Annotated in this window: 23 protein-coding genes; 15 read left to right on the top strand and 8 right to left on the bottom strand. The window is 73.3% G+C overall.

Annotated features, from left to right (window positions below):
* Positions 1–2 precede the first annotated feature (2 nt).
* From ACI6PP_RS07515 to ACI6PP_RS07505, 3 genes are read left to right on the top strand one after another with little or no spacing between them, the layout of a single operon-like run.
* Positions 3–875, top strand: coding sequence for a hypothetical protein (locus tag ACI6PP_RS07515; protein ID WP_421110453.1), 873 nt, complete (start codon positions 3–5; stop codon positions 873–875).
* A complete protein-coding gene (locus ACI6PP_RS07510) occupies positions 872–2,797 on the top strand; it encodes a class I SAM-dependent methyltransferase (RefSeq protein WP_421110451.1) in 1,926 nt (641 codons plus the stop codon). The genes ACI6PP_RS07515 and ACI6PP_RS07510 overlap by 4 nt, the downstream gene beginning before the upstream one ends.
* A 43-nt stretch (positions 2,798–2,840) precedes the next feature.
* Positions 2,841–4,784 (top strand): CDP-glycerol glycerophosphotransferase family protein, encoded by a 1,944-nt coding sequence (locus ACI6PP_RS07505; RefSeq protein ID WP_421110449.1) that lies wholly within the window; start codon positions 2,841–2,843, stop codon positions 4,782–4,784.
* Here ACI6PP_RS07505 and ACI6PP_RS07500 read toward each other — a convergent pair.
* Together ACI6PP_RS07500 and rfbB are read right to left on the bottom strand one after the other, a co-directional pair.
* The gene (locus ACI6PP_RS07500; protein WP_421110447.1) at positions 4,781–6,175 is read right to left on the bottom strand and encodes a sugar nucleotide-binding protein; all 1,395 of its coding nucleotides are present in this window, start codon (positions 6,173–6,175) and stop codon (positions 4,781–4,783) included. The genes ACI6PP_RS07505 and ACI6PP_RS07500 overlap by 4 nt on opposite strands.
* Positions 6,175–7,173 (bottom strand): dTDP-glucose 4,6-dehydratase, encoded by a 999-nt coding sequence (gene rfbB, locus ACI6PP_RS07495; protein ID WP_421110445.1) that lies wholly within the window; start codon positions 7,171–7,173, stop codon positions 6,175–6,177. Before rfbB ends, ACI6PP_RS07500 begins: the two co-directional genes overlap by 1 nt.
* Before the next feature lie 81 nt (positions 7,174–7,254).
* On the opposite strand from rfbB, the gene rfbA reads away from it, so the two are divergent.
* The 8 genes from rfbA (at position 7,255) to ACI6PP_RS07455 (ending at position 16,149) form a co-directional block, all read left to right on the top strand.
* A complete protein-coding gene (gene rfbA, locus ACI6PP_RS07490) occupies positions 7,255–8,118 on the top strand; it encodes a glucose-1-phosphate thymidylyltransferase RfbA (RefSeq protein ID WP_421110443.1) in 864 nt (287 codons plus the stop codon).
* Positions 8,119–8,237: 119 nt separating this feature from the next.
* Complete coding sequence (locus tag ACI6PP_RS07485) at positions 8,238–9,158, top strand: Rossmann-like and DUF2520 domain-containing protein (RefSeq protein WP_421110441.1); 921 nt, start codon at positions 8,238–8,240, stop codon at positions 9,156–9,158.
* 79 nt (positions 9,159–9,237) lie between these two features.
* Positions 9,238–10,110, top strand: coding sequence for a pantoate--beta-alanine ligase (gene panC, locus ACI6PP_RS07480; protein WP_421110439.1), 873 nt, complete (start codon positions 9,238–9,240; stop codon positions 10,108–10,110).
* Entirely contained in the window at positions 10,107–10,550 is a 444-nt protein-coding gene (gene panD / locus ACI6PP_RS07475) for an aspartate 1-decarboxylase (protein ID WP_421110437.1), read from the top strand. Before panC ends, panD begins: the two co-directional genes overlap by 4 nt.
* 10 nt (positions 10,551–10,560) lie before the next feature.
* A complete protein-coding gene (locus tag ACI6PP_RS07470; RefSeq protein ID WP_421110436.1) occupies positions 10,561–11,352 on the top strand; it encodes a type III pantothenate kinase in 792 nt (263 codons plus the stop codon).
* Positions 11,353–11,456: 104 nt separating this feature from the next.
* A complete protein-coding gene (lysS, locus tag ACI6PP_RS07465) occupies positions 11,457–12,962 on the top strand; it encodes a lysine--tRNA ligase (protein WP_421110434.1) in 1,506 nt (501 codons plus the stop codon).
* A gap of 158 nt (positions 12,963–13,120) precedes the next feature.
* Positions 13,121–13,462 carry a histone-like nucleoid-structuring protein Lsr2 gene (locus ACI6PP_RS07460; protein WP_421110432.1) on the top strand — a complete coding sequence of 114 codons (342 nt, stop codon included), beginning with the start codon at positions 13,121–13,123 and terminating at the stop codon, positions 13,460–13,462.
* A 185-nt stretch (positions 13,463–13,647) separates the two neighbouring features.
* Entirely contained in the window at positions 13,648–16,149 is a 2,502-nt protein-coding gene (locus tag ACI6PP_RS07455) for an ATP-dependent Clp protease ATP-binding subunit (protein WP_421110430.1), read from the top strand.
* A 183-nt stretch (positions 16,150–16,332) separates the two neighbouring features.
* Here the strand turns inward: ACI6PP_RS07455 and ACI6PP_RS07450 are convergent, their stop codons facing one another.
* On the bottom strand, positions 16,333–17,247 hold the full coding sequence (locus ACI6PP_RS07450; RefSeq protein WP_421110429.1) for an HhH-GPD family protein: 915 nt from the start codon (positions 17,245–17,247) through the stop codon (positions 16,333–16,335).
* 48 nt (positions 17,248–17,295) lie between these two features.
* Between ACI6PP_RS07450 and ACI6PP_RS07445 the strand changes: the two genes are divergently transcribed.
* The gene (locus tag ACI6PP_RS07445; protein WP_421110428.1) at positions 17,296–18,039 is read left to right on the top strand and encodes a hypothetical protein; all 744 of its coding nucleotides are present in this window, start codon (positions 17,296–17,298) and stop codon (positions 18,037–18,039) included.
* A gap of 1 nt (position 18,040) precedes the next feature.
* On the opposite strand, the gene disA is transcribed toward ACI6PP_RS07445, so the two are convergent.
* The 5 genes from disA to ACI6PP_RS07420 form a co-directional block, all read right to left on the bottom strand.
* The gene (gene disA, locus ACI6PP_RS07440; RefSeq protein ID WP_421110508.1) at positions 18,041–19,132 is read right to left on the bottom strand and encodes a DNA integrity scanning diadenylate cyclase DisA; all 1,092 of its coding nucleotides are present in this window, start codon (positions 19,130–19,132) and stop codon (positions 18,041–18,043) included.
* A gap of 115 nt (positions 19,133–19,247) precedes the next feature.
* A complete protein-coding gene (gene radA / locus ACI6PP_RS07435) occupies positions 19,248–20,696 on the bottom strand; it encodes a DNA repair protein RadA (RefSeq protein WP_421110426.1) in 1,449 nt (482 codons plus the stop codon).
* Positions 20,697–20,761: 65 nt separating this feature from the next.
* The gene (locus tag ACI6PP_RS07430; protein WP_421110424.1) at positions 20,762–21,058 is read right to left on the bottom strand and encodes a hypothetical protein; all 297 of its coding nucleotides are present in this window, start codon (positions 21,056–21,058) and stop codon (positions 20,762–20,764) included.
* Positions 21,059–21,165: 107 nt separating this feature from the next.
* Entirely contained in the window at positions 21,166–21,804 is a 639-nt protein-coding gene (locus ACI6PP_RS07425; RefSeq protein ID WP_421110422.1) for a VOC family protein, read from the bottom strand.
* Positions 21,805–21,875: 71 nt separating this feature from the next.
* Complete coding sequence (locus ACI6PP_RS07420) at positions 21,876–22,625, bottom strand: DUF3109 family protein (RefSeq protein ID WP_421110421.1); 750 nt, start codon at positions 22,623–22,625, stop codon at positions 21,876–21,878.
* Between the two features lie 54 nt (positions 22,626–22,679).
* Here ACI6PP_RS07420 and ACI6PP_RS07415 point away from each other — a divergent pair, with 54 nt between their 5' ends.
* From ACI6PP_RS07415 to ACI6PP_RS07405, 3 genes are all read left to right on the top strand, one after another.
* Positions 22,680–23,603 carry a Ppx/GppA family phosphatase gene (locus ACI6PP_RS07415; protein WP_421110420.1) on the top strand — a complete coding sequence of 308 codons (924 nt, stop codon included), beginning with the start codon at positions 22,680–22,682 and terminating at the stop codon, positions 23,601–23,603.
* A gap of 171 nt (positions 23,604–23,774) precedes the next feature.
* Complete coding sequence (locus tag ACI6PP_RS07410) at positions 23,775–24,635, top strand: sugar phosphate isomerase/epimerase family protein (protein ID WP_421110419.1); 861 nt, start codon at positions 23,775–23,777, stop codon at positions 24,633–24,635.
* 48 nt (positions 24,636–24,683) lie between these two features.
* Positions 24,684–25,613, top strand: a complete 930-nt coding sequence (locus ACI6PP_RS07405) for a proline dehydrogenase family protein (protein ID WP_421110417.1) — start codon at positions 24,684–24,686, stop codon at positions 25,611–25,613.
* The last annotated feature ends 12 nt before the right edge of the window (positions 25,614–25,625 follow it).

Raw genomic sequence — 25,625 nt, 5'->3', positions numbered from 1 at the left:
CGGTGCACGGCGCCAACCACTACTACGGGCATGCCCACGTCATGGCCCGCTACGCGGGCCTGCCGCGACCCTTCATGATCTGGGGCTACCTCCAGCACGGCTGGAACATCCTCGACGGGTTCGCCGTCGGCACCCGCTTCGTCCCCGGCCCCGAGCTGTTCGTGTGGTCCGACACCGTCGTGCGGCGCGGCTGGTCGATGGGCATGCGCCGCTACAAGGCCATCGGCGCCGCGTGGCTCTACCTGCTGGAGGTGGCCGACGAGCCGCCCGCCGACCAGGAGCGCGCGGGGACGATCTTCTACCCCTTCCACGGCTGGGAGGGGCAGGAGGTGCTCGGCGACCACCAGCGGATGGCCGACGAGGTGCGCGAGGTCGAGGGAGACGTCCCCCTGACCGCGTGCCTGTACTGGAACGAGCACGAGGACCCGCGCATCCGCCAGGTCTACGAGCGCTCGGGCTTCCGCGTCATCTGCCACGGCCAGCGGGGATTCAACTACCAGGGCACCACCACCCGCTTCCTCGACGGCCAGCTCGCCGAGCTGCGCCGCCACCGACGCGTGGTGTCCAACCGGCTCAGCTCGGCCGTGCTCTACGGCGCCTCCGTGGGCTGCTCCACCGGGGTCTACGGCGACCCCATGGTGCTCGAGAACGAGCACCCCTCCTTCGGCGGCACGGCGCGGCTCGCCCGGCTGTGGCCCGAGATGCACCAGCCGTTCGTGCCCGACTCCGACGCGTTCGCGTTCGCGGCCGAGGAGCTCGGCACCCGGCACCTCGCCGGCCCGGAGGAGATCCGCGACCTCTTCCGCTGGCCCGACCCCGCGTCGCTCGTCCGGGCCGCCGACGCGACCACCACGACCAGAAGGGCCCGCGCGTGAGCCAGGTTCCCCAGATGTCCGACGGCGTCCGGATGTGGGGCCACGAGCTCCTGTCCTGGAGCGACGCGAGGCCCGGACACACCGAGTCCTCCGCGGCCCTGCTCGTCTCGCTCCTCGCCGAGCCCGTCGCGGCCGACGCGCGCGTGCTGCTCGCCGGACCGCACGACGCCGAGCTGCTCCACGCGCTCGCCGCGCGCGCCGGCAGCGTCGACGTCGTCCTGCGGTCGTGGCCCGACGCCGCTGCGGTGGCCGCCCGCGACCTCGGCGACCACGTCCGGGCGCACTGCGGGGGCTGGGACCGGTTCGTGCCCGACGCCGAGGGCTACGACGTCGTCCTGCTGCCGGACGGGCTCGCCCGGGTGTGGGGCCCGGAGTCCGACGTCACGAGCTGGGACGTCACCGTCGGGGGCCTGCTCGCCGTCCTCCGCCCGGGCGGCGAGGTCGTGCTCGGGCTCGACAACGCGCTCGCCGGGCACGTGCTCTGGTCGTCCGGCCCCGAGCCCGCGGCGGGCGGCGACGACGAGTGGCCGCTCCCGGCCGGGACCCGGCCGACCCCCGCCGGCGTGGCCGAGGTCGTCGCCGCCTTCGCCGGCGCCGAGGTGGTCTCGCTGTTCCCGCACGTGCGCCACCCCACGGTCGCGGTGTCGGGGCGCGCGCTGGCCGAGGCGTCCGACCCGCGCCTGCGACGCGTGCTCGTCGACTCCTTCGTCGCCGACGCCGAGCGTCCCGTGCTGCACCGCGACCCGCGACCCCTGGTCGACCTGGTGCTCGACCAGGGACTCGGCGAGGCCCTGGCACCGGGGTGGCTGGTGCGTCTGCGCCGCGACGCCGCCGTGGAGGAGACCACCGCGGGCTCGGTGCACGTCAGCGAGGTCGTGCACGGCCCGTACTTCGGCTGCACCACGGCGATCACCGTCGGTCCCGACGGCTCGTGGACCCGGCGGCTGTCCGGCCGGGCCCCCGAGGAGCTCGCCGCCGGACCGCTGGCGCGCGACCTCGGAGCCCTCGACGGCTCGATCCCGACCGGTCGGACGCTCGAGGAGTCGGTGCTGGTGGCCTGCGCCGCCCACGACCTCCCGGCGATCCGTCGGGTCGTGCGCACCTACGTCGCGTGGCTCGACTCGCAGTCCACCGAGGCCGACTGGTCCTCCCCGTGGAACCCCGCCGACGCCGAGACGCTCCCGGTGGTCGACGGCGCCCTCGCCCTGGCCACGCTCGACAACGTGCTGGACCGCGAGGAGCCCGGCGACCTCGAGCCGGTCGACGCGAGCTGGTCGCTCACCTGGCGCCTGCCGACCGAGGTCGTGCTCGTCCACGCGCTCATGCGCCTGGGCGACCGCATCGTCACCTCGGGCGCGGCGCACCCCTTCGCACCCGGCACGCCGCCGCTCGCCCTGGCCCGGTCGTTCGCGGCGATGGCCGGCCGGACCCCGCGTCCCGCGGCGGTCGAGCGCGCGGTCGCCCTGTCGGCCGAGCTGGCCGTCCCGGTCACCCCCTGGCGTCGTCCCGTCGCCGACCGCGAGGTCGGCCAGGCCGCCCAGGTGGCCCGGCGTCCCTACGGCGCCTCGGACTTCCACGGGCTGGTCGAGCTCGAGGAGGCGCTCGACGTGGCGACCGAGCAGCTCGGCGAGGCCCAGGAGCAGGTGGAGTGGCTGCTCGCCCGCGTGGTCAAGGAGAACCGGCGCCGCAAGGCCGCGTCGATCCGCGCGCGCGAGGCCGAGCGCCGTCTCGGCCTGCGTCACCGCGTCGCACGCCGGGCCAAGGCGTCGCGCGCGGCCCGGGTCGTCGAGGCGGCGACCGCGCCGCCGGAGGACCAGTCCGCACGGTGGTCGCCCCCGACCGACGACGGACTGGCCGCCGAGATGGAGGAGGTGCGCGAGGAGATGGACGTGCGCCGCCAGGACGGACCACCTGCGCAGTGAGGTCGTGCGGCCGAGCCCGCGAACGTCGAGAGGAACCCCGTCCATGCCCCGCCTGGTGAGGCTGCTGCGCGCGCGCTGGGCCGAGATCGCCGTGGTCGTCGGCGTCTTCGCCGCCGTGCCCGTCGCGCTGGTCGGCCAGTCGTGGCTGCTCGCGCTGCTGCTGGTCGTCTCCGCGCTCGGCGAGCCGTTCCTGCCCGAGCAGGAGGAGGGCGACGCCCTCGAGCGGATCCTGCGGATCGGCCAGCTGGGCGCGTCCGTGCGTCTGCTGGTGCGCTTCCTCGCGGTGATCGTCCTCGGACTGCGCGACGCCGCGGAGCCCGGAGCGGCGACCGTCGTCGTGGTCGCGGCCGGTGTGTTCCTGGTGCTGCACGCGGTGACGCTCGTCGCGGTGTTCCGCGTCGACACCCGCCGCAAGCTGGACGTCGAGACCCGCAACATCGACCTGTCGTCGCTCGACGTCCCCCCGCCGCCGTCACGGTTCTGGGCCGACGGCGCCAGCCCGATGATCACCACCGCGGCGCTGGTGCTGCTGGTGCCGGCCTGCTTCGTCGACGACCCCGCACTGCTCCTCGTGCTGTTCGCCGGGGCCGCCCTGTTCGTGCTCGGCGTCGCGGCGCGCGCGGTCGTGGTGGACCGCCGGACCAAGGGCCGGTTCGAGCCGGGCGACGTGCTGGCCCTGGTCGACCGGTTCGTCGACGACCTGCGTCCGGAGGTCGTCCTGTACTACTCCGACACCTACGCGGCGGTCTACCAGGTGAACATGTGGCTCGCCGTCGTCGAGCAGCTCGACCGCCCCGCCGTCGTCGTGCTCCGGTCGCGGACGGCCCTCGCCGCTCTCGCGCCCACGTCGCTGCCGGTGATCTGCGCCCCCGCGGCGGTGTCGATGCTCGCCCTGGACCTCGACGACGCGCGCGTGTCGCTGTTCGTGGCCAACAACGGCCCCAACATCCACCTGCTGCGCCTGCCGCACGTGCGGTCGGCGTTCGTCGGCCACGGCGACTCGGACAAGAACGCCTCGGTCAACCCCTACGCGAAGGTCTACGACGAGCTCTGGACGGCCGGCCCCGCGGGTCGTGACCGCTGGGCGGCGGCCGACGTCGGTGTGGATCTCGACGACGTCGTCGAGGTGGGCCGCCCGCAGCTGGACTTCCTGGCCTCGACGACCGAGGCGCACGGCGGGCTCGCCGAGGGGACCGACCGCGTCCCGACGGTGCTCTACGCGCCGACGTGGGAGGGCTGGAACGACACCCAGGAGTACGGGTCGGTCGCGTTCCAGGGCGTCGCCCTGGTCGAGGCCGTGCTCGCCTCGCCCTCGCCGCTCCGGCTGATCTACAAGCCGCACCCGCTGACGGGGCACCGCGACCCCGAGGTGCTCAAGGCACACCGCCGGATCGTGCGGCTGGTGCGGGAGGCCAACCGGGTGAACGGGCTGACCCAGTCGGCGGTCTACGAGGCACCCGACGTCGACCCGCTGCGCGAGGTGGTCGACCCCACCGAGCGGGCCGTGCGCAGCGGTGAGCCGCTGCACCAGGTGTCGGCGGTCGACGCCGAGGCGCGCACCCGCGCGGCCGGCCGGGCCTACCTGGCGCGGCTCGACCCCCGCGCGCACCTGGTGGTCGAGGGGCCGGGCCCCGAGCTGTTCACGTACTTCGAGGTCGCCGACTTCCTGGTCACGGACGTCTCGAGCGTGCTGAGCGACTTCCAGGCGACCGGTCGGCCGTTCGCGACCTGCAACACCACCGGCCTGGACGAGGAGGCCTTCGTCGCGATCGCACCGGCGTCCGCGGGCGGCATCGTCGTCCCCCGCGACGGCACCGGCCTGGACCACGTCGTCGCGGTCGCCGCCGGCACCGCACCGGACGACCTCCGCGACCGGCGCGCGTCCCTGCGCGGCCGCCTGCTCGGCGAGTCCGACCTCACCGCCCAGGAGCGCTTCGCGCGCGCCGTGGACGACCTCGCCCGTCGGGCCGACGAGCGTCGGGGCTAGAGCGAGCCCAGGTAGTCGGCGAGCGCCTCGCCGGCGTCGCGGGGCTCGAACCCCGTCGACCTGATCTTGGCCAGGTCGAGCGTGCTCAGCAGGGGCCGCGGAGCGACCCCCTCCTTGCCCTCGAGGTACTGCTCGGTCGAGACGCGCGCGACGTCGTCGGCGTCGCGCCCGCGGGCGGCGAACACGGTGCGGGCGACGTCGGCCCACGAGGTGGGGTCGCCGGCGCCGGTGAGGTTGTAGGTGCCGAACGGGGCACCGGAGGACACCAGGTGGTCGATGCCGCGGGCGAGCTCGTCGGTGAACGTCAGGCGCCCGACCTGGTCGTCGATCACCGACGGGCTGATGCCGCGGTCGGCGAGGTCGGCCATCGTGCGGACGAAGTTCCTCCCCTGCCCGATGACCCAGCTGGTGCGGACGAGGTAGTGCCGGGGCAGCGTCGCGACCAGGGCGTCCCCGGCGGCCTTGGTCTGCCCGTACACGCCGAGCGGAGCGAACGGCTCGTCCTCGACGTGGTCGGCGACGGTGCCGTCGAAGACGTAGTCCGACGACACGTGGACGAGCGTGGCGCCGCTGGCCCGCACGTGCTCGACGAGCGCGCGCACCGACGCCACGTTGATCGCCCAGGACGCCCGGCGACCCTCGGCCGTCTCGGCGGCGTCCACCGCGGTGTGGGCGGCGGCGTTGAGCACGACGTCGTAGTCGCCCCAGCGCACCGAGTCGAGCGTCGAGGGGTCGGTGAGGTCGATCTGCGGGTGGTCGACGGAGTCGGCGTCGGGCATCAGCGCACGCAGGGCCGTGCCGAGCTGGCCGCCGGCCCCGACGACGAGCGTGCGCCGGCGACGGAACGGCACGACGTCGGCCAGCCGCGGGTGCGAGCGGTCGGCGTCGGACAGCTCGGCCTCGGCGAGCGGCACCGGCCAGTCGATCGCGACGGTCTCGTCGGCGAGGTTGACGAAGCTGTACGAGTCCTTGGCCTCGGCGCTCCAGTGGTCGTTGACCAGGTAGGAGTACGCCGTGCGCGGCTCGAGGGTCTGGAAGGCGTTGCCCACCCCGCGCGGCACGAACACCGAGGTCGACGGGTCGATCTCGAGGGTGACCGTGGCGCCGAACGTCTCGCCCTCGCGGAGGTCGACCCACGCACCGAACACGCGGCCGGTGGCCACCGAGACCAGCTTGTCCCAGGGCTCGGCGTGGATGCCGCGCGTCGCGCCGCGCTCGGCGTTGAACGAGACGTTGTTCTGCACCGGACCGAAGTCCGGAAGGCCGAGCGCCGTCATCTTGGCGCGCTGCCAGTTCTCCTTGAACCAGCCGCGGTTGTCGCCGTGCACGGGCAGGCGGACGACGAGCAGGCCCGGGATCGCGGTCCGCTCCACCGTGAGGTCGTGCGGCATCACTGGCCCTGCGCGGCGTACATCGCCTCGGTCGCGGCCTTCTGCGACCGCCACCAGGTCTCGTTCTCGCGGTACCAGTCGATGGTCTGGGCGAGCCCGGCCTCGAAGTCGGGGTAGCGCGGCGTCCAGCCGAGCTCCTCGCGCAGCTTGGTCGAGTCGATCGCGTAGCGCAGGTCGTGGCCGGCGCGGTCGGTGACGTGGTCGTAGGCGTCCTCGGCCTGACCGGTCAGCCGCAGGATCAGCTCGATGACGGACTTGTTGTCCTTCTCGCCGTCGGCGCCGATCAGGTAGGTCTCGCCGAGGCGCCCGGCCTCGACGATGCGCAGCACCGCGGCGCTGTGGTCGTCGGCGTGGATCCAGTCGCGGACGTTCAGGCCGGCGCCGTAGAGCTTGGGGCGTCCGCCGTCGAGCACGTTGGTGATCTGGCGCGGGATGAACTTCTCGACGTGCTGGAAGGGGCCGTAGTTGTTCGAGCAGTTGCTGATCGTGGCCCGGACGCCGAACGAGCGCACCCAGGCGCGCACCAGCAGGTCGGACCCCGCCTTGGTGGACGAGTACGGGCTCGACGGGTTGTACGGCGTGGACTCGGTGAACCGCGCGGGGTCGTCCAGCTCCAGGTCGCCGTAGACCTCGTCGGTCGAGATGTGGTGGTACCGGGCGTCGTGCCGGCGGGCGGCCTCGAGCAGCGTGTAGGTGCCGATCAGGTTGGTCTGCACGAACGGCGACGGGTCGCGCAGCGAGTTGTCGTTGTGCGACTCGGCGGCGAAGTGCACCGTCACGTCGTGCGTCCCGACGAGCTCGTCGACGACCTCGGCGTCCGCGACGTCGCCCTCGACGAGGCGGACGCGGTCGGACGGCAGCGACTCGACGGACCCGCGGTCGCCGGCGTAGGTCAGCTTGTCGAGGACGGTGACGGTGGCGTCGGTGTGCTCGAGGAGGTGACGCACGAAGTTCGAGCCGATGAAGCCGGCGCCGCCGGTCACGAGGTAGGCAGGCATGGGGGACAGCCTAGAGGTCGGTGTCCGGACCTCGTGGGCGATGTGACGAGGGCGTGACGGCGCACCCCTAGGATGACCGCCATGCGCGGAATCATCCTGGCCGGCGGCACCGGGTCGCGGCTGCACCCGATCACGCTCGGCGTCAGCAAGCAGCTCGTCCCGGTCTACGACAAGCCGATGATCTACTACCCGCTGTCGACGCTGGTGCTCGCGGGCATCCAGGACATCTGCATCATCACCACGCCCCACGAGGCCGACCAGTTCCAGCGCCTGCTGGGCGACGGGTCGCGCTTCGGCGTCAACCTCACCTACGTCCAGCAGCCGAGCCCCGACGGGCTCGCTCAGGCGTTCGTGCTCGGCGCCGACCACATCGGCGACGACAAGGCCGCGCTCGTGCTGGGCGACAACATCTTCTACGGCCCCGGCATGGGGCAGCAGCTGCGCCGGTTCGCCGACCTCGACGGCGGCGCCGTGTTCGGCTACCAGGTCGCCGACCCCACCGCGTACGGCGTCGTGGAGTTCGACGCCGACGGACGCGTGGTGTCGCTGGAGGAGAAGCCCGAGAAGCCCCGGAGCAGCTACGCGGTGCCGGGCCTGTACTTCTACGACAACGACGTGATCTCGATCGCGGCCGACCTCGAGCCGTCGCCGCGCGGCGAGCTCGAGATCACCGACCTCAACCGCGTCTACCTGGAGCAGGGCCGCCTGCAGGTCGGCATCCTTCCCCGCGGCACGGCCTGGCTCGACACCGGGACGTTCGACTCGCTCAACGACGCCTCCAACTACGTGCGCACCATCGAGAGCCGCCAGGGCATGAAGATCGGCTGCCCCGAGGAGGTGGCCTGGCGCTCGGGCTTCCTCACCGACGACGAGCTGCGCGAGCGGGCCGAGCCCCTCGTCAAGAGCGGCTACGGCGCCTACCTGCTGGGCCTGCTGGACCACTGAGGTCGCCGGCGCCGTGAGGTGCGCCACCCCGCACGCCGGGACGGCTGCGGCGACCTAGACTGGCGGTGTCCGATCGTCTGGTACCCGCTCGCCGGGACGGGAACGAAGAAGGCACCACCATGAACCAGCACGTCCCCAGCAGCCCCCGCACCGTCGGTGTGGTCGGCGCGGGCCGCGTCGGCGCCGTCGTCGCCGCCCGCCTCCGTGCAGCAGGGCACCACGTCGTCGCCGCGAGCGGACGCTCCGCCGCCACCCGCACCCGGGTCGAGACGCTCCTGCCCGGGGTGCCGCTCACCACCGCCGCCCAGGCCGCCGACCGCAGCGACCTGCTCGTGCTCGCGGTGCCCGACGACTCGCTCGTCGGCCTCGTCGACGAGCTCGCCGCCGACGGGCACCTGCGTCCCGGCCAGGTCGTGCTGCACACCAGCGGACGCCACGGGCTCGCCGCGCTCGCCTCCGCCGCGGCGGCGGGCGCGCGTCCGGTGGCCATGCACCCGGCCATGACGTTCACCGGCACCGACGTCGACCTCGACCGGCTCTCGGGCTGCGTCTTCGGCCTCACCGTCGGCGACGACGACGCCGCGCTGGCCGAGTCGCTCGTGGCCGACCTCGGCGGCCGTCCGGTCCGCATCCCCGAGGACCGGCGCACCGCGTACCACGCGGCGCTCGCCCACGGCTCCAACCACCTCGTCACCCTCGTCGCGCAGTCGATGGACCTGCTCCGGGCCACCGGCGCCGACGACCCGTCCGCGCTGCTGCGCCCGCTGCTGCAGGCCGCGCTCGACAACGTGCTGGCCTACGGGTCGGCCGCGCTCACCGGGCCGGTCGTCCGCGGCGACGTCGACACCGTGGCGGCCCACCTGGCCGCGCTGGCCGACGCGCCCGCGTCCACCCACGACGCCTACGTGGCCATGGCCCGCGCGACCACCGACCGCGCCGTCACCGACGGGCGCCTGACGCCGTCGCGCGGCAGCGACGTCCGCCGCGTCCTCGACGAGGCCGACTGGGACACGATGGCCGACCTGGCGGCCGGGCTGTGAGCGGTGACGCGTGGAACGAGGTGAGTGGTCGCGAGCGCAGCGAGTGCCCGCGAGTGGAGTGGAGCAAGGAGCGCGACCGATGACACCGAGCGGCCCGCTCGTCGTCGCGTCCACCCGCGCCGAGCTCGACGCGCTGCTGCGCGAGCGCAGCGGGCGCCTGGCGCTCGTCCCCACGATGGGTGCGCTGCACGAGGGCCACGAGAGCCTGCTGCGGCACGCCGTCGAGCGCGCCGACACCACCGTCGCGTCGGTGTTCGTCAACCCCACGCAGTTCGCGCCGGGGGAGGACCTCGACCGCTACCCCCGCACGCTCGACGACGACCTCGTCCGCTGCGACAAGGCCGGCGTCGACGTCGTGTTCGCGCCGTCGGTCGAGGAGATGTACCCCGGCTGGCCCACGCCCGACACCGTCACCGTCGACCCCGGTCCGCTCGGGTCGGTGCTGGAGGGCGCGTCGCGTCCCACCCACTTCCGGGGCGTGCTCACCGTCGTCGCCAAGCTGCTCGGGCTCGTCGGCCCCGACCTCGCCGTGTTCGGCGAGAAGGACTACCAGCAGCTCGCGCTCATCACGCGGATGGCGCGCACGCTGTGCCTGCCCGTGGAGGTGCAGGGTGCGCCCACCGTCCGCGAGGACGACGGGCTCGCGATGTCGTCGCGCAACCGGTTCCTCGACGACGCGCAGCGCCGCGACGCCGTCGCGCTCAGCCGCGCCCTGGCCGCCGGTGTCGACGCGGCCCCGTTCGGCCACGACGCCGTCCTCGCCGCGGCTCGCGCGGTGCTCGACGACGCCGCCGGCATCGACCTCGACTACCTCGCCCTCACCGACGTCGCGCTCGGCGACCCGCGGCCCGGCGAGCCGGCCCGGCTGCTCGTCGCGGCCCGCGTCGGCACCACCCGACTGATCGACAACGCCGCGGTGCCCGCCGCGGCCGTCCCGGAGGAGACGCCGTGATCCGCACGATGATGAAGTCCAAGATCCACCGCGCCACCGTGACGCAGGCCGACCTGCACTACGTCGGCTCGGTCACCGTCGACGCCGACCTGCTCGACGCCGCCGACCTGCTGCCCGGCGAGCTGGTGCACATCGTCGACGTCACCAACGGCGCCCGCCTCGAGACGTACACGATCGCCGGCGAGCGCGGCAGCGGCGTCATCGGCATCAACGGCGCCGCCGCCCACCTGGTGCACCCCGGCGACCTCGTCATCCTGATCGCCTACGGGCAGATGGACGACGCCGAGGCGCGCACGTTCGAGCCCCACGTCGTGTTCGTCGACGCCGACAACCGCGTCACCGGCACGGGCTCGGACCCGGCCGAGGTGCTGCCCGGCTCGGGGCTCGTCCGCGGCGACTCGGCCCGCGGCCTGCTCGACAACCCGCTCGTCGCGCACTGACCTGCGTGCCATGAGCCTGCTCTGCCTGGACGTCCGCAACCACCACACCGAGGTGGGCCTGTTCGACGCGGGCTCGCTCGACGCCGCGACGTCGGTGGAGCCCACCGCGCACTGGCGGGTGGGTTCCGACGCGAGCCGCACCGCGGACGAGTGGCACGTGCTGCTCGACGGCCTGCTGCGCGGGTGCGGCCTCGGACCGGTCGACGGCGTCGTCGTCAGCTGCACGGTACCGGCCGTGCTCGCCGAGGTGCGCGCGATGCTCGAGCGGCGCTTCGCCGACGTCCCGCAGCACGTGGTGGGGCCCGGCGTCCGCACCGGCGTCAAGATCCTCACCGACAACCCCCGCGAGGTCGGCGCCGACCGCGTCGTCAACGCGCTCGCGGCGTCGACGTTCCACCCCGGGCCCGCGATCGTCGTCGACCTCGGCACGGCCACCACCTTCGACGTCGTCGACGGCAGGGGCGCCTACGTGGGCGGCGCCATCGCGCCGGGCGTCGGCATCTCGCTCGACGCGCTGGCCCGCGGCGGCGCCCAGCTGCGGGCCGTCGAGGTAGCGCGGCCGCGCAACGTCGTCGCCCGCAACACCGTCGAGGCCATGCAGTCCGGGCTCGTCCACGGCTTCGCCGGCCTCGTCGACGGGATCGTCGGCCGGATGCGCGCCGAGCTCGCCGTGGACGACCTCACGGTCGTCGCGACCGGCCGCTGGGCGGCCGAGGTCGCCGGCGGCTGCACCAGCCTCACCGTCCACGACCCGTGGCTCACCCTCAACGGCCTGCGCCTCGTCCCCTCCCGCAACACCTGACCCCGGCCCCCTCACGATTCGACGCGTTTCGGTCCTCGACACGCCGGTGGCGGCAGCCCGAACCCGTCAAATCGTGGAGGACGGCGGCCACCTAGGCTGGCGCCATGAGCGACGACGCCCGCGACACCGCGCCCGACGACCTGCCCGAGCAGCTGCGGGTGCGTCGCGAGAAGCGTCAGCAGCTCCTGGACCGCGGGGTCTCGCCGTACCCGATCGAGGTGCCACGCACGCGCACCATCCGTCAGGTCGTCGAGGCCCACGACGCGTCCGCGATGGAGCCCGACACCCACACCGGGGAGACCGTCGGCATCGCCGGCCGCGTCATCTTCCAGCGCAACACGGGCAAGCTCTGCTTCGCCCGGCTGCGCGAGGGCGACGGCACCGAGATCCAGGCCATGCTGTCGCTCGCCGAGGTGGGCGAGGAGGCGCTCGCGGACTACAAGGCGCTCGTCGACATCGGCGACCACCTCTTCGTCGAGGGCGAGGTCGTCACCAGCCGACGCGGCGAGCTGTCGGTGCAGGCGACGTCGTGGCGCCTGGCCGCCAAGACCCTGCGCCCGCTCCCCAACGAGCACGCGCCGCTGTCGGACGAAGCGCGCGCCACGATGCGCTACGTCGACCTGATCGTCCGGCCGCAGGCGCGCGAGAACGTCCGCGCCAAGGCCACCGTCCTGAAGTCGCTGCGCACCACGCTCGACGCCCGCGACTACGTCGAGGTCGAGACGCCGGTGCTGCAGTCCACCAACGGCGGTGCCGCGGCGCGTCCGTTCGCCACGCACGCCAACGCGCTCGACGCCGACATGCTGCTGCGCATCGCCCTCGAGCTCGACCTCAAGCGCGCTCTGGTCGGCGGCGTCGACCGCGTCTACGAGATCGGCAAGACGTTCCGCAACGAGGGCGCCGACAACACCCACAACCCCGAGTTCGCGATGCTCGAGGCGTACGAGGCGTACGGCTCCTACGAGACGATGATGGACCTGTGCCGCGACCTCGTCCTGGACGCGGCCCGCGCGCTGGGGCGCACCGTCGTGCCCGCCCGGGACGGGTCGACCATCGACCTCGAGGCGCCCTGGCGGCGCGTCGGCCTGTTCGAGCTCGTCTCCGAGGCGGTCGGCGAGAAGGTCGACCAGCACACCGACGTCGCCCACCTGCGCGACCTGGCCGGCAAGCACGACGTCGCCCTGCGCGACGGCTGGGGCGCCGGCGAGGTGGCGCTCGAGATCTACGAGAAGCTGGTCGAGCACACCTTGGTCCAGCCGACGTTCGTCTGCGACTACCCGACGTCGGTGCGCCCGCTCGCCAAGCCGCACCGCACCGAGGAGGGTCTCGTCGAGGCCTTCGACCTGATGATCAACGGCGTCGAGCTGGCCCCGGCGTACTCCGAGCTCAACGACCCCGTGGTGCAGCGCGAGCGCCTGGAGGAGCAGTCGCTCCTCGCGGCGGCGGGCGATCCCGAGGCGATGGACCTGGACGAGGACTTCCTGCGCGCGCTCGAGTTCGGCATGCCGCCGGCCGGGGGCATGGGCATGGGCGTCGACCGGCTCGTCATGCTGCTGCTCGGGGTCGGAATTCGCGACGCGATCCTGTTTCCGCTGGCGCGGCGCGAATAGCGTCGGTTCGCCGGGCGGCGTATTCCTGCAATTCGGACAATCGCTGATTTCGGTGCCTGTGCGGACGACGAATCGGGCCGTGTCGGATTTCCTGTCACCGTGTTTTACGTGGCAGACTGAGATTGCAAGTCCCGCACATTCTTGAAAGGCAGCCGACCATGGCGCAAAAGGTCCAGGTCCTCCTCGTCGACGACATCGACGGGGGAGACGCCGACGAGACGGTGGAATTCGCCCTCGACGGCACCCGGTACGAGATCGACCTTTCCTCGGGGAATGCATCCAAGCTGCGCGACACGCTCGCGCCCTACGTCGCCGAGGCGCGCAAGGCCAGCAACGGCCGTCGTCGCTCGGGCGGCACCTCAGGCGGCGGTCGCAAGGCCGCCGCGTCCGGCGACTCCCCGGCCGCGATCCGCGCCTGGGCGCGCGAGAACGGCTACGACGTCCCCGACCGCGGGCGCGTCTCCACCGAGGTCCGCGAGGCGTACGCCGCCGCGCACTGACACCACGCACCACCAGCACCACCGAGCCGTTCGCTCGGAGCGAACCCACCGCCGGAACACGCAGGCGGTGGGTTCGCGTTGTTCTGTGTACATCCACTCAGAGGTGGACTCGTTCGGGCTTCGGTTGCCGCGCGGTCTAGCATGAGAGGGCAACGGCCCAGTGGGTTCGATCCAGGGGAGACACCATGTTCGAGAGGTTCACCGACCGCGCGAGGCGCGTCGTCGTGCTCGCACAAGAAGAAGCACGGATGCTCAGCCACAACTACATCGGCACCGAGCACATCCTCCTGGGGCTGATCCACGAGGGTGAGGGTGTCGCGGCCAAGGCGCTCGAGCAGCTCGACATCTCGCTCGAGGCCGTCCGCGCCCAGGTCGAGGAGATCATCGGCCAGGGCCAGCAGGCGCCGAGCGGCCACATCCCGTTCACGCCGCGCGCCAAGAAGGTCCTCGAGCTCAGCCTCCGTGAGGCCCTGCAGCTCGGCCACAACTACATCGGCACCGAGCACATCCTGCTCGGCCTGATCCGCGAGGGCGAGGGCGTCGCCGCCCAGGTCCTCGTCAAGCTCGGGGCCGACCTCAACCGCGTCCGCCAGCAGGTCATCCAGCTGCTCAGCGGTTACCAGGGCAAGGAGACGGCTGCCGCCGGCGCACCCGCCGAGGGCGCTCCGTCCAGCTCGCTGGTCCTCGACCAGTTCGGCCGCAACCTCACGCAGGCCGCCCGCGAGGGCAAGCTCGACCCCGTCATCGGGCGCGAGATGCAGATCGAGCGCGTCATGCAGGTGCTGAGCCGCCGCACCAAGAACAACCCGGTGCTCATCGGCGAGCCCGGCGTCGGCAAGACGACGGTCGTCGAGGGCCTGGCCCAGGACATCGTCCGCGGCGACGTGCCCGAGACGCTCAAGGACAAGCAGATCTACACGCTCGACCTCGGCGCGCTCGTCGCCGGGTCGCGCTACCGCGGTGACTTCGAGGAGCGCCTGAAGAAGGTTCTCAAGGAGATCCGCACCCGCGGCGACATCGTGCTGTTCATCGACGAGATCCACACCCTCGTCGGTGCCGGTGCGGCCGAGGGAGCCATCGACGCCGCCAGCATCCTCAAGCCCATGCTGGCCCGCGGCGAGCTCCAGACCATCGGTGCCACCACGCTCGACGAGTACCGCAAGCACTTCGAGAAGGACGCCGCGCTCGAGCGCCGCTTCCAGCCCATCCAGGTGCCCGAGCCGTCGATCGCGCACACGATCGACATGCTCAAGGGCCTGCGCGACCGCTACGAGGCGCACCACCGCGTCACGATCACCGACGAGGCGCTGGTCTCGGCGGCCACGCTGTCCGACCGGTACATCTCCGACCGCTTCCTGCCCGACAAGGCCATCGACCTGGTCGACGAGGCCGGCTCGCGGCTGCGGATCCGTCGGATGACCGCTCCGCCCGACCTGCGCGAGTTCGACGAGAAGATCGCCGACGTCCGCCGCCGCAAGGAGGGGGCGATCGACGGCCAGGACTTCGAGGCCGCCGCGTCGCTGCGCGACGAGGAGAAGACCCTCATCGGGCAGAAGTCCGAGCGCGAGAAGCAGTGGAAGGCCGGCGACATGGACGTCGTGGCCGAGGTCGACGAGGAGCTCATCGCCGAGGTCCTCGCGATCGCGACCGGCATCCCGATCGTCAAGCTCTCCGAGGAGGAGTCCTCGCGGCTGCTCAACATGGAGGCCGAGCTGCACAAGCGCGTCATCGGCCAGGAGGAGGCCATCAAGGCCCTCTCCCGCGCCATCCGACGCACCCGTGCGGGCCTCAAGGACCCGCGTCGCCCCGGCGGCTCGTTCATCTTCGCCGGCCCGTCCGGCGTGGGTAAGACCTGGCTGTCCAAGGCGCTCGCGAACTTCCTGTTCGGCGACGACGACGCGCTCATCCAGCTCGACATGAGCGAGTTCTCCGAGAAGCACACCGTGTCGCGGCTGTTCGGTTCGCCTCCCGGTTACGTCGGTTACGAGGAGGGCGGCCAGCTCACCGAGAAGGTGCGCCGCAAGCCGTTCTCGGTGGTGCTTTTCGACGAGGTCGAGAAGGCGCACCCCGACATCTTCAACTCGCTGCTGCAGATCCTGGAGGAAGGTCGCCTGACCGACTCCCAGGGGCGAGTCGTCGACTTCAAGAACACCGTCATCATCATGACCACGAACCTCGGTTCGCGTGACATGGCCAAGGGCGTGAACCTCGGTTTCAGCCAGGCCGGTGACGTCGCCGGTTCGTACGACCGGATGAAGGCGAAGGTGTCCGACGAGCTCAAGCAGCACTTCCGTCCGGAGTTCCTGAACCGTGTCGACGAGATCGTCGTGTTCCCGCCGCTGACGCAGGACGAGGTCATCGAGATGGTCGACATGATGCTCGCCTCGGTCGAGGGCCGGCTCAAGGACAAGGACATGGCCCTCGAGCTCACGCCCGCGGCCAAGGAGCAGCTCGCCAAGCGCGGGTTCGACCCGGTGCTCGGCGCGCGTCCGCTGCGACGCACGATCCAGCGCGAGATCGAGGACGTGCTCGCCGAGAAGCTGCTCTTCGGCGAGGTCCGTCCCGGCCAGATCATCCTGGTGGACGTCGAGGGCGAGGGTCCGTCCGCGACCTTCACCTTCCGCGGCGAGACCAAGGGCGAGGTGCCCGACGAGCTCCCCGCCGAGGCCGCCGGCGCCACCGAGTAGTCGCACCAGCACCACCGACCGAGGCCGGTCCCGCACCGCGGGGCCGGCCTCGGTCGCGTCCAGAGCCACCGGGCGTCCCCCCGAGCCGGTTGACGTCCGACTTCTGCAACGCATCGCCGTCCGAGGCGTTGCAGAAGTCGGACATCGACGGCCGGGGGATCGGTCGGGGGCCGCCGGACGGCGTCAGGGGGTGCCGGGGAGGGCGTAGGTGCCGTCGTCGCGGGCGTCGACGAGGCCGTCGGCCACCAGGGAGTCCAGGGCGCGCTCGCGCTGCGGGGCGGCGTCCCAGACGGCGTCGAGGGCGTCCTTGGGCACCGGGCCGTCCGCGTCGCGCAGGACGCCCAGCAGGCGTCCGCGGCACTGACGGTCGGTGCCGGCCCAGGCCTGCCCGCGTCGGGGCGGTCCGTCGTGCTCGGGGCGGCCGGCGGCGTACCAGGCGCACCGGTCGCGCACGGGGCACTCGCCGCACCGGGGCGACCGCGCGGTGCACACGAGCGCGCCGAGCTCCATCACCGCCACCGCCCACCGCGCGGCCGTCGCGGGGTCGTCCGGCAGCAGCGCCTCGGCCGTGCGCCGCTCGGCGACGGTGGCCGCGTTGGGCGGATAGGCCGTCCCGGCCACGACGCGTCCGAGCACGCGCCGGACGTTGGTGTCGAGCACCGCATGCCGCTGGCCGAACGCGAACGACGCCACCGCCGCCGCGGTGTAGCTGCCGACGCCGGGGAGGGTCAGCAGCGTCGCGTGGTCGTCGGGCACCACCCCGTCGTGCTGCTCGGTCAGGGCGACGGCGCACGCGTGCAGCCGCAGCGCCCGCCGCGGGTAGCCCAGACGACCCCACGCACGCACGGCCTCGCCGGACGGTGCGGCGGCGAGGTCCTGCGGACGCGGCCAGCGCCGCACCCAGGCCTCGTAGACGGGCAGCACCCGGACGACGGGCGTCTGCTGGAGCATCAGCTCGGACACCAGGACGTGCCACGCGGGGGTGCCGGGGGCGCGCCACGGCAGGTCGCGGGCGTGGTCGTCGTACCACTCGAGGACGACGTCGTGGAGCCCGTCGAGGTCGTCGGGGAGGGAGTCCGGAAGGGGCGTGGGGGCCATGGCGTGCCGAGCCTAGTCGGCTGGGCCGAGCGGCTACGGTGGGCGCACATGAGCGGGAACGTCAGGCAGAAGCGTCGCCCCACGCCCGCGGTCTACCGCCGGCGTCGTCTCGTCGTGCTGCTCGTCGTCGCCGTGGTCGTCTTCGGCCTCGTGCGCCTGTTCACCGGCGGCGGCGACGACCCCGCGCCCACCGCCCAGCCCGTCGCGCCCACGTCCAGCGCGACGTCCGCGGCTCCCTCGGCTGCACCGACGTCGGCTCCCGCCACCACCCAGCCACGCAAGCGCAAGGAGGTGGACGTCGACGTCGACCTCTCGGCGGCCACGGGCGCCTGCGACGCGCGGTCCGTGGCGGTGCGTCCGGGCGTGCCCGGCGGTGCCTTCGCCGCCGGGCCGGTGCCGGTGCGGCTCGCGTTCACCACCACCGCCTCGCGCCCGTGCAGCCTGGACCTCGCCGACGTCGACCTGATCGTCGACGTCGCCAACGAGGACGGCGACAGCCTGTGGAGCACCCAGGTGTGCCCCGACGCGGTGCCGAAGCGGTCGGTGCAGCTCGACCCGACGTGGTCGACGACCGTGGACCTCACCTGGTCGGGCCGACGTGGTGGTGACGACTGCGCCGCGGACGAGCGCTTCGTGCCGGCCAAGACCTACCAGGTGCGCGCCGCGGTGCTCGGCGGTGAGCCCGGCACGGCCGACGTCGTGCTCCGCACGCGTCCCGCGCCCACGCCGACGCCCGCACCGAGCCCGACACCGGCGCCGAGCAGCCCGGCGTCGCCGACGCCGACCGGCTAGGTCAGACGTACCGCTCGAGGATGCTCGACTCGGCGAGGCGTGACAGGCCCTCGCGGACGCTGCGGGCGCGCAGCTCGCCGACGCCGTCGACGGTCTGGAGGTCCTCGATGCTCGCCGCGAGCAGCTTCTGCAACGTGCCGAAGTGCTCGACGAGCCGCTCCATGACGAGCGGGGGGAGCCGGGGGACCTTGGCCAGCAGACGGTAGCCACGGGGCGAGACGGCGGAGTCGAGGTGCTCGCTGCTGCCGAGGTGCAGCGCGCGCGACACCGCGGCGGGGTCGACCAGCTCGCTCGAGGAGATCGCCGACAGCGCGGCCAGCACCTCCTCGGGCGTCTTGGCGCGGCGTCCGCCGGGCATGTAGTCGCGGACGACGAGCTCGCGGTCGGTCTCGACGCCGGTGACGAGCTCGTCGAGCTGCAGCGAGAGCAGCCGGCCGTCGGAGCCGAGCTCGAGCACGTAGTCCTCGATCTCGGCCGAGATGCGGGCCACCATCTCGAGGCGCTGGGCCACGGCGGCCACGTCGCGGACGGTGACGAGGTCCTCGATCTCGAGCGCCGACAGGGCCCCGGAGACCTCGTCGAGGCGCAGCTTGTAGCGCTCGAGCGTGGCCAGCGCCTGGTTGGCGCGGGCGAGGATGGCGCCGGCGTCCTCGAGCACGCGGCGGTTGCCGCCGACGTAGATCGCGATGATGTGCATGGACGCGGACACCGAGATCACCGGGACGCCGGTCTGACGGGCCACCCGGTCGGCGGTGCGGTGACGGGTGCCGGTCTCCTCGGTGGGGATCGACGGGTCGGGCATCAGGTGCACGCCGGCGCGACGGATCGAGGTGGCGTTGCCGTCGAGGACGATCGCGCCGTCCATCTTGGCCAGCTCGCGCAGCGCGGTGGCGGTGAACGGGACGTCGAGGGCGAAGCCGCCGGTGGACATCTGCTCGATCTCGCGGTCCTGGCCGAGCACGATCAGGGCGCCGGTGCGACCGCGCAGGATGCGCTCGAGGCCCTCGCGCAGCGTGGTGCCCGGAGCCACGCCGGCCATGACGGCCCGCACGCGGAGGTCACCGAGAGCTCGGTCGCTCGGCCTGTCGCTGATCGTCACGTCGCTCCTGTCACTGGCATGTCGGTTCCATCCTAGGCGGCACCCGGCCCCGTGATGCCAGCCCGAGACCGGGTCGTGACCTGGACGTACCGCACCTGGTCGAGCGGGGTCAGCGGGCGGAGGCCTGGACGGACCACGCCGACTCCGCGTCGGACGGGGCGGGCGCGGCGGGCCGCCCCTGCAGGCCGAGCGCCCGGAGCGCCGAGGCGAGGTCGTGGACGGGCACGACCTGGATGCCGTCGACGTCGGCCGGTGCCGGGGCGGCGCCGTGGTCGGCGGGGACGAGCGCCCGCTTGAAGCCCAGGCGGGCGGCCTCGCGCAGGCGGTGCTGGACGCCGGCGACGCGCCGCACCTCGCCGGCCAGACCCACCTCGCCGAGCGCGACGACGTCGGCCGGGACGGCGACCTCGCGGGCGGCGGACGCGATGGCGACGGCGGTGGCGAGGTCGGCGGCGGGCTCGCCGAGACGCGCCCCACCGACCGTCGCGGTGTACACGTCGTGCTGGGAGATGCCCACGCCGCACCGGCGGGCGAGCACGGCGACGACCATCGCCACGCGTGTGGAGTCGAGCCCGCTCGTGGCCCGGCGGGGCGACGGCGTGCTGGACGGCGCGACGAGCGCCTGCACCTCGGCGAGCAGCGGGCGCCGTCCCTCGAGCGTGACGGTGACGCAGGTGCCGGGCACGGGCTCGGCGTGCCGCGACACGAACAGCCCGGTGGGGTCGCTGACCTCGACGATGCCCTCCTCGGACAGGTCGAAGCAGCCGATCTCGTCGACGGGCCCGTAGCGGTTCTTGACCGCCCGCACGACCCGCAGGCGCGAGTGCCGGTCGCCCTCGAACGACAGCACGACGTCGACGAGGTGCTCGAGCACGCGCGGGCCCGCGATCGCGCCGTCCTTGGTGACGTGGCCGACGAGCAGCGTGGCGATGCCGCGGCGCTTGGCGACCTGGGTGAGGGCCGCGGACACCTCGCGCACCTGGGTGACGCCGCCGGGCACGCCGTCGACCTCGGCCGAGGAGATCGTCTGGACGGAGTCGACCACGAGCAGCGAGGGCTCGACGGCGTCGACGTGGCCGAGCACCGCGCCGAGGTCGGTCTCGGCGGCGAGGAAGAGATTCTCCTCGACGGCGTTCGTGCGGTCGGCGCGCAGGCGCACCTGGGCCGCGGACTCCTCACCGCTGACGTACAGGGTGCGGCGTCCGAGGCGTGCCCACTGCGCGGCCACCTCGAGCAGCAGCGTGGACTTGCCGACGCCGGGCTCGCCGGCCAGCAGCAGCGCGGCGCCCTGGACGACCCCGCCGCCGAGCACGCGGTCGAGCTCGCCCACCCCGGACGAGGTGGCGCGGGTGGCGTCGACGCTGATCTCGGTCATCGGCCGGGCCGGCTGGCTCACCGGGCCGGCCACGGTGCGTCCGGTGCGGGGCGCCCCGGCCTCGGCGACGGTGCCCCACGCCTGGCACTCGCCGCAGCGGCCCACCCACTTGGTGGTGGTCCAGCCGCACTCGGAGCACGCGTACGCCGGTCGGGAGGCCTTCGCGGTGGGGGTCCTGGGCATGGGAGGAACCCTAGGCGGTGGGTCCGACAGCCTGCCGGTGCCGGGCCACGGGCTGTGGACCGGCGTCAGACCGCGCCGACGGCCAGGCTGCTGGCCACCAGGCAGACCACCCCGGGCACGTAGCCCCACAGCCCCGGGACGAGGCGACGCGTCGCCACCACCAGCACCGCCGCCACCCCGAACGCCGCGGCCGACGCGCCGCCCGTCAGCACCGCCGCGTGGCGCAGCGCCGACGCGTCCGGGTGCGGGCCCGCCACGGCGACCGCGGCCCCGGTGAGCGCCAGGGCGAGGGTCGCGAGCAGGGCGACGACGGTGACGACGGTCGCGCGGGAACGGGGGAGGGAGGGGGTGCTGCTGGTCATCCCCCCAGCCTGCCGGGCAACGAGCTCGACGACATCCGTCTTCCTACTCAGGACGACGCTCCCGGTTCGGGATTTGCGGGATCAGGCGGGATGCCAGGGCCCGCGGACTAGATGCGAACGACGCCGGCGGGACCATGGAACTGGGCGGCGACGATGCCGGGGGTGCCGTGGGGGGCGACCCAGCGGACCTCGAGGTCCTCGAGCGCCTCGAGGGCGGGCTCGCCGAGCCAGTCGCTGACGCGCTGGGGGCTGCCGGCGATCTCGAGCGCGGTCAGGGAGATCTCGTTCCTGGTGCCGTGGGACGGGTGCTCGTCGGCGGGCACGTCCCAGCAGATGACGAACGGCAGCTGCGGGTCGGACTGCAGGCCGCGCACGCCGATCTGGCGCCACTGGAGGTTGAAGCCGTCGGGGCGGCGGCGGTTGCCCAGGACGGCGTGGCGGCCGATGCGGCGCTCGACGGGCTCGATGTCGTCGACGGACACGACCCAGCCGAGCCAGCCACCGCCGGCCTCGGAGCGGGCGCGCACGGCCTGGCCGAAGGGGGCCTTGTCGCTGGCGGGGTGGTCGAGCACCTCGACGACCTCGATGAACTTGCCTCCCGCGACGGGGATGATCACGTTGCGGGTGCCGAAGCGGGGGTGGACGCCGCCGTCGAAGGACTTCGCGTCGAGCATCTCGCTCAGCCGGGCGGCGGTCTCGGCCAGACCCTCCGGGCCGGCGGCGAACGACAGGTGATCCAGACGCATGCGGACATTGTGACCACGACGGGCGTCGCCCTCGGCAGCGGGGTCGTGCGCGAGGGTGCCGCCGACGACCCTCATCGCGACGGGTCCGCCGCGTGCCGCGTCGAGCGTCCGGGCACGGCGAGGTGCTCCTCGCAGAGCCCGACGAGGACGTCGTAGGCGCCCTGCCCCATGAGCGCGACGAGCTCGTCGGCGTTGGAGACGTAGACGGGCTCGCGGCCGACGTGGGCCTCGGTGTTGGACGAGCAGTACCAGTCGAGGTCGTGGCCGCCGGGGCCCCAGCCGGCGCGGACGTACTCGCCGATCTCGACCTCGGTGTAGGTGGTGCCGTCGCCGCGGTCGACGTCGCGGAAGCGACGACGCAGCGGCAGCTGCCAGCAGACGTCGGGCTTGACCTCGTGCGGCTTGACGTCGTGCCCGAGCGCCCAGCCGTGCAGGGCGCAGCCGTAGCCGCCGGCGAAGTCCTTGTCGTTGTGGAAGATGCAGGCGCCGTCGACGACGCGCGTCTTGAGGTCGCCGTCCTCGTCGGTCTCGGTCCAGCCCTCGGCCTGCTGGCCCTCGGCGTGGTGCTGCCAGTCGTCCGGGCCCAGCTGCTCGACGAAGGTCGCGACGCGCGCGTGGTCGTCCTCGTCGCTGAAGTGGGCGCCGAGGGTGCAGCAGCCCGACTCGGGCGCGGTGGCGTAGATGCCCGGGCAGCCCTGGCCGAAGATGCACGTCCAGCGCGAGGTGAGCCACGTCAGGTCGCAGCGGAACACCTGCGTCTCGTCCGCCGGGTCGGTGAACTCGGTGAACGCGCGGGGGAAGTCGAGCAGCACCTCGGGCACGTCGGCGACTGTACGCGTGGACGTCCGGCCCCTCGCACGCCCTAGGGTGGTCCGATGCGCCTCGGAGTCCTCGACATCGGCTCGAACACCGGCCACCTGCTGGTGGTCGACGCCTACCGTGGCGCCCCGCCGCTGCCGGCGTTCGCCCACAAGGAGCCGCTGCGGCTCGCCGAGCACCTCGACGCCGCCGGTGCGGTGAACGAGGAGGGCATCACCCGGCTGGTCACCTTCGTGCAGGAGGCGGGCGCCGTCGCCGAGGACAAGGGGTGCGCGGAGGTCGTCGCGTTCGCCACCTCCGCGGTGCGCGACGCGACCAACGCCGACGACGTCCTGCGCCGCGTGCGCGAGCAGTCCGGCGTCGACATCGAGGTGCTCCCCGGTGCCGACGAGGCACGCCTGACGTTCCTCGCCGTCCGCCGCTGGTTCGGCTGGTCGTCCGGCCGGCTGGGCGTCTTCGACATCGGTGGCGGGTCGCTCGAGATCGCGACGGGTGCCGACGAGCAGCCCGACGTCGAGCAGTCCCTGCCGCTCGGGGCCGGACGCCTCACCCGCGAGTGGTTCGGCGACGGCGGCGACGTCCACGACCAGGTGCGCGCCCTGCGCCGCCACGTCCGCACCCAGATCGCCAACGACGCCGGCGCCCTGATGCGCGGCGGCGGGTTCGACCACGCCGTCGCCACCAGCAAGACGTTCCGCTCGCTCGCGCGCGTGTGCGGCGCGCCCGCGTCGTCCGAGGGCGCCTACGTCCGCCGCTCCCTCAGGGCCGACTCGCTGCGCGAGTGCCTGCAGACGCTTCCGGGTCTCGGCGTCGAGGAGATCGCCGAGCTGCCGGGCGTCTCGCCCAACCGTGCCCACCAGCTCGTGGCGGGCGCCGTCGTCGCCGACGCCGTCATGGACCTGTTCAACGTCGACGAGCTCGAGATCTGCCCCTGGGCCCTCCGCGAAGGGGTCCTCCTCGAACGCCTCGACTCCATGTAGACGGCCCCGTGCGCCCGACCGGCGGCGTTCTCCTCGCTCGCAGGGCAAAGTGCGCCCAGCTTCGCTCGTCCGCCTTGCCGGACCGAACGCACGGAACCGTCTTCGCAGAACGCCCACTCGGACCGGCCAGCCCTTCGGGCAGGATCGCGGGCGGGTCGTAGGCTGGAACGTGTGAGCGACGCCGACTCGGAAGGCCGCGCCGCGCCGGTGCCGACCCACCGTGCGGCGTCCGTCTCGCTGTCGACCTCCTCGGTCTACCCCGAGTCCACCGCCGACGGGTTCGAGCTCGCGCGCCGCCTGGGATACGACGGGGTCGAGGTGATGGTCGGCATCGACGAGATCAGCCAGGACCTCGACGCGGTCCGCGGCCTGCGCGACTACCACGACATCCCGGTGGTCTCGGTCCACGCGCCCTGCCTGCTGGTGACGCAGCGCGTCTGGGGCACCGACCCGTGGGGCAAGCTCGAGCGCAGCGCCGAGATGGCCCACGCCCTCGACGCCACCTCGGTCGTCGTGCACCCGCCGTTCCGCTGGCAGCGCGACTACGCCCGCGACTTCGAGACCGGCATCCGCGAGCTCGAGGAGCGGACGGGCATCGACTTCTGCGTCGAGAACATGTACCCGTGGCGCGCCCGCAAGCGCGAGTTCCAGGCCTACCTGCCCGGCTGGGACCCCGTCGTGCACGACTACGACCACGTCACGCTCGACCTCTCGCACACCGCGACGGCCGGCTCCGACCCCGTCACGATGGCGCGCGACCTCGGACGCCGGCTGCGTCACGTGCACCTCACCGACGGCAACGGGTCGGCCAAGGACGAGCACCTGGTGCCGGGCCGCGGCGGCCAGCCCTGCGAGGAGTTCCTCGCCCTGCTCGCCGAGTCCGGGTTCGACGGCCACGTGGTCATCGAGATCAACACCCGGCGGTGCGCCGACCGCGTCGAGCGCGAGTCCGACCTCGCCGAGGCGCTGGCCTACACGCGCCTGCACCTGGCCGCCGCCCCCACGACGGACGCGCAGGGCCAGGCTCAGTAGAGTCCGAATCGTCCCGGACGGCCCGGGCTGGACGTGCTGGAGGTGCACATGCTTCGACGGCCCCTGCTGGCCCTGGCCCGCAGCGAGAGGCTCAAGGAGCTCGCCGCCACGATGCCGGTCTCGTCGGGCATCGTCGCGCGGTTCGTCGCCGGCGAGAGCACCGCGGACGCCGTCCACGCCGCGCAGGAGCTGACCTCCAAGGGCCTGCTGGTCAGCCTCGACCACCTCGGCGAGGACACCACGGAGATCGCGCAGGCCGAGGCCACCGTCCAGGCCTACCTCGACGTGCTCCGCGAGCTGTCCGCCGTGGGCGTCGCCGACCGCACCGAGGTGTCGGTCAAGCTCTCGGCCGTCGGCCAGTTCATCGGCGACGGCGGCGAGCGCATCGCGTTCGAGCACGCCCGCCGGATCTGCCAGGCCGCCGCCAACGTCGGCACCACCGTGACCCTCGACATGGAGGACCACACCACCACCGACTCCACCCTGCGGGTCCTGCACGAGCTGCGCCAGGACTTCCCCGACACCGGCGCGGTGCTGCAGGCCTACCTCCGTCGCACCGAGGCCGACTGCCGGGCCCTGGCGACGACGGGCTCGCGCGTGCGCCTGTGCAAGGGCGCCTACAAGGAGCCGTCCGACGTCGCCTTCACCGACCGGCACGACGTCGACCGCTCCTACGTCCGCTGCCTCAAGGTGCTCATGCGGGGCGACGGCTACCCGATGGTCGCCTCGCACGACCCGAGGCTGGTCGAGATCGCCGGCCACCTCGCGTCGGAGAACGGTCGCGGCCCCGGCGACTTCGAGTACCAGATGCTCTACGGCATCCGCCCCGACGAGCAGGAGCGGCTCGCGGCGCAGGGCCACACCGTCCGCGTCTACACCCCGTACGGCGAGCAGTGGTACGGCTACCTGATGCGGCGCCTGGCCGAGCGCCCCGCCAACGTCACCTTCTTCGCGCGGTCGCTGGTCAGCAAGGGCTGAGGGGCCCGGCCG

The sequence above is a fragment of the Solicola agrisoli genome, from assembly GCF_049059935.1.
GTDB lineage: Bacteria > Actinomycetota > Actinomycetes > Propionibacteriales > Nocardioidaceae > JAURVT01.
Note: the sequence above shows the minus strand (reverse complement) of the source record. Positions and strands in the feature narration are given on the sequence as shown.

Bases quoted from the DNA above. Each gene is read 5' to 3' on its own strand.
- ACI6PP_RS07505 (WP_421110449.1), top strand. From the start codon at position 2,841: ATGCCCCGCCTGGTGAGGCTGCTGCGCGCGCGCTGGGCCGAGATCGCC.
- ACI6PP_RS07415 (WP_421110420.1), top strand. From the start codon at position 22,680: ATGCGCCTCGGAGTCCTCGACATCGGCTCGAACACCGGCCACCTGCTG.
- ACI6PP_RS07405 (WP_421110417.1), top strand. From the start codon at position 24,684: ATGCTTCGACGGCCCCTGCTGGCCCTGGCCCGCAGCGAGAGGCTCAAG.
- panC (WP_421110439.1), top strand. From the start codon at position 9,238: ATGACACCGAGCGGCCCGCTCGTCGTCGCGTCCACCCGCGCCGAGCTC.
- ACI6PP_RS07445 (WP_421110428.1), top strand. From the start codon at position 17,296: ATGAGCGGGAACGTCAGGCAGAAGCGTCGCCCCACGCCCGCGGTCTAC.
- ACI6PP_RS07455 (WP_421110430.1), top strand. From the start codon at position 13,648: ATGTTCGAGAGGTTCACCGACCGCGCGAGGCGCGTCGTCGTGCTCGCA.
- ACI6PP_RS07425 (WP_421110422.1), bottom strand. From the start codon at position 21,804: ATGCGTCTGGATCACCTGTCGTTCGCCGCCGGCCCGGAGGGTCTGGCC.
- ACI6PP_RS07470 (WP_421110436.1), top strand. From the start codon at position 10,561: ATGAGCCTGCTCTGCCTGGACGTCCGCAACCACCACACCGAGGTGGGC.
- ACI6PP_RS07485 (WP_421110441.1), top strand. From the start codon at position 8,238: ATGAACCAGCACGTCCCCAGCAGCCCCCGCACCGTCGGTGTGGTCGGC.
- ACI6PP_RS07450 (WP_421110429.1), bottom strand. From the start codon at position 17,247: ATGGCCCCCACGCCCCTTCCGGACTCCCTCCCCGACGACCTCGACGGG.
- ACI6PP_RS07430 (WP_421110424.1), bottom strand. From the start codon at position 21,058: ATGACCAGCAGCACCCCCTCCCTCCCCCGTTCCCGCGCGACCGTCGTC.
- rfbA (WP_421110443.1), top strand. From the start codon at position 7,255: ATGCGCGGAATCATCCTGGCCGGCGGCACCGGGTCGCGGCTGCACCCG.
- radA (WP_421110426.1), bottom strand. From the start codon at position 20,696: ATGCCCAGGACCCCCACCGCGAAGGCCTCCCGACCGGCGTACGCGTGC.
- rfbB (WP_421110445.1), bottom strand. From the start codon at position 7,173: ATGCCTGCCTACCTCGTGACCGGCGGCGCCGGCTTCATCGGCTCGAAC.
- ACI6PP_RS07500 (WP_421110447.1), bottom strand. From the start codon at position 6,175: ATGCCGCACGACCTCACGGTGGAGCGGACCGCGATCCCGGGCCTGCTC.
- lysS (WP_421110434.1), top strand. From the start codon at position 11,457: ATGAGCGACGACGCCCGCGACACCGCGCCCGACGACCTGCCCGAGCAG.
- ACI6PP_RS07460 (WP_421110432.1), top strand. From the start codon at position 13,121: ATGGCGCAAAAGGTCCAGGTCCTCCTCGTCGACGACATCGACGGGGGA.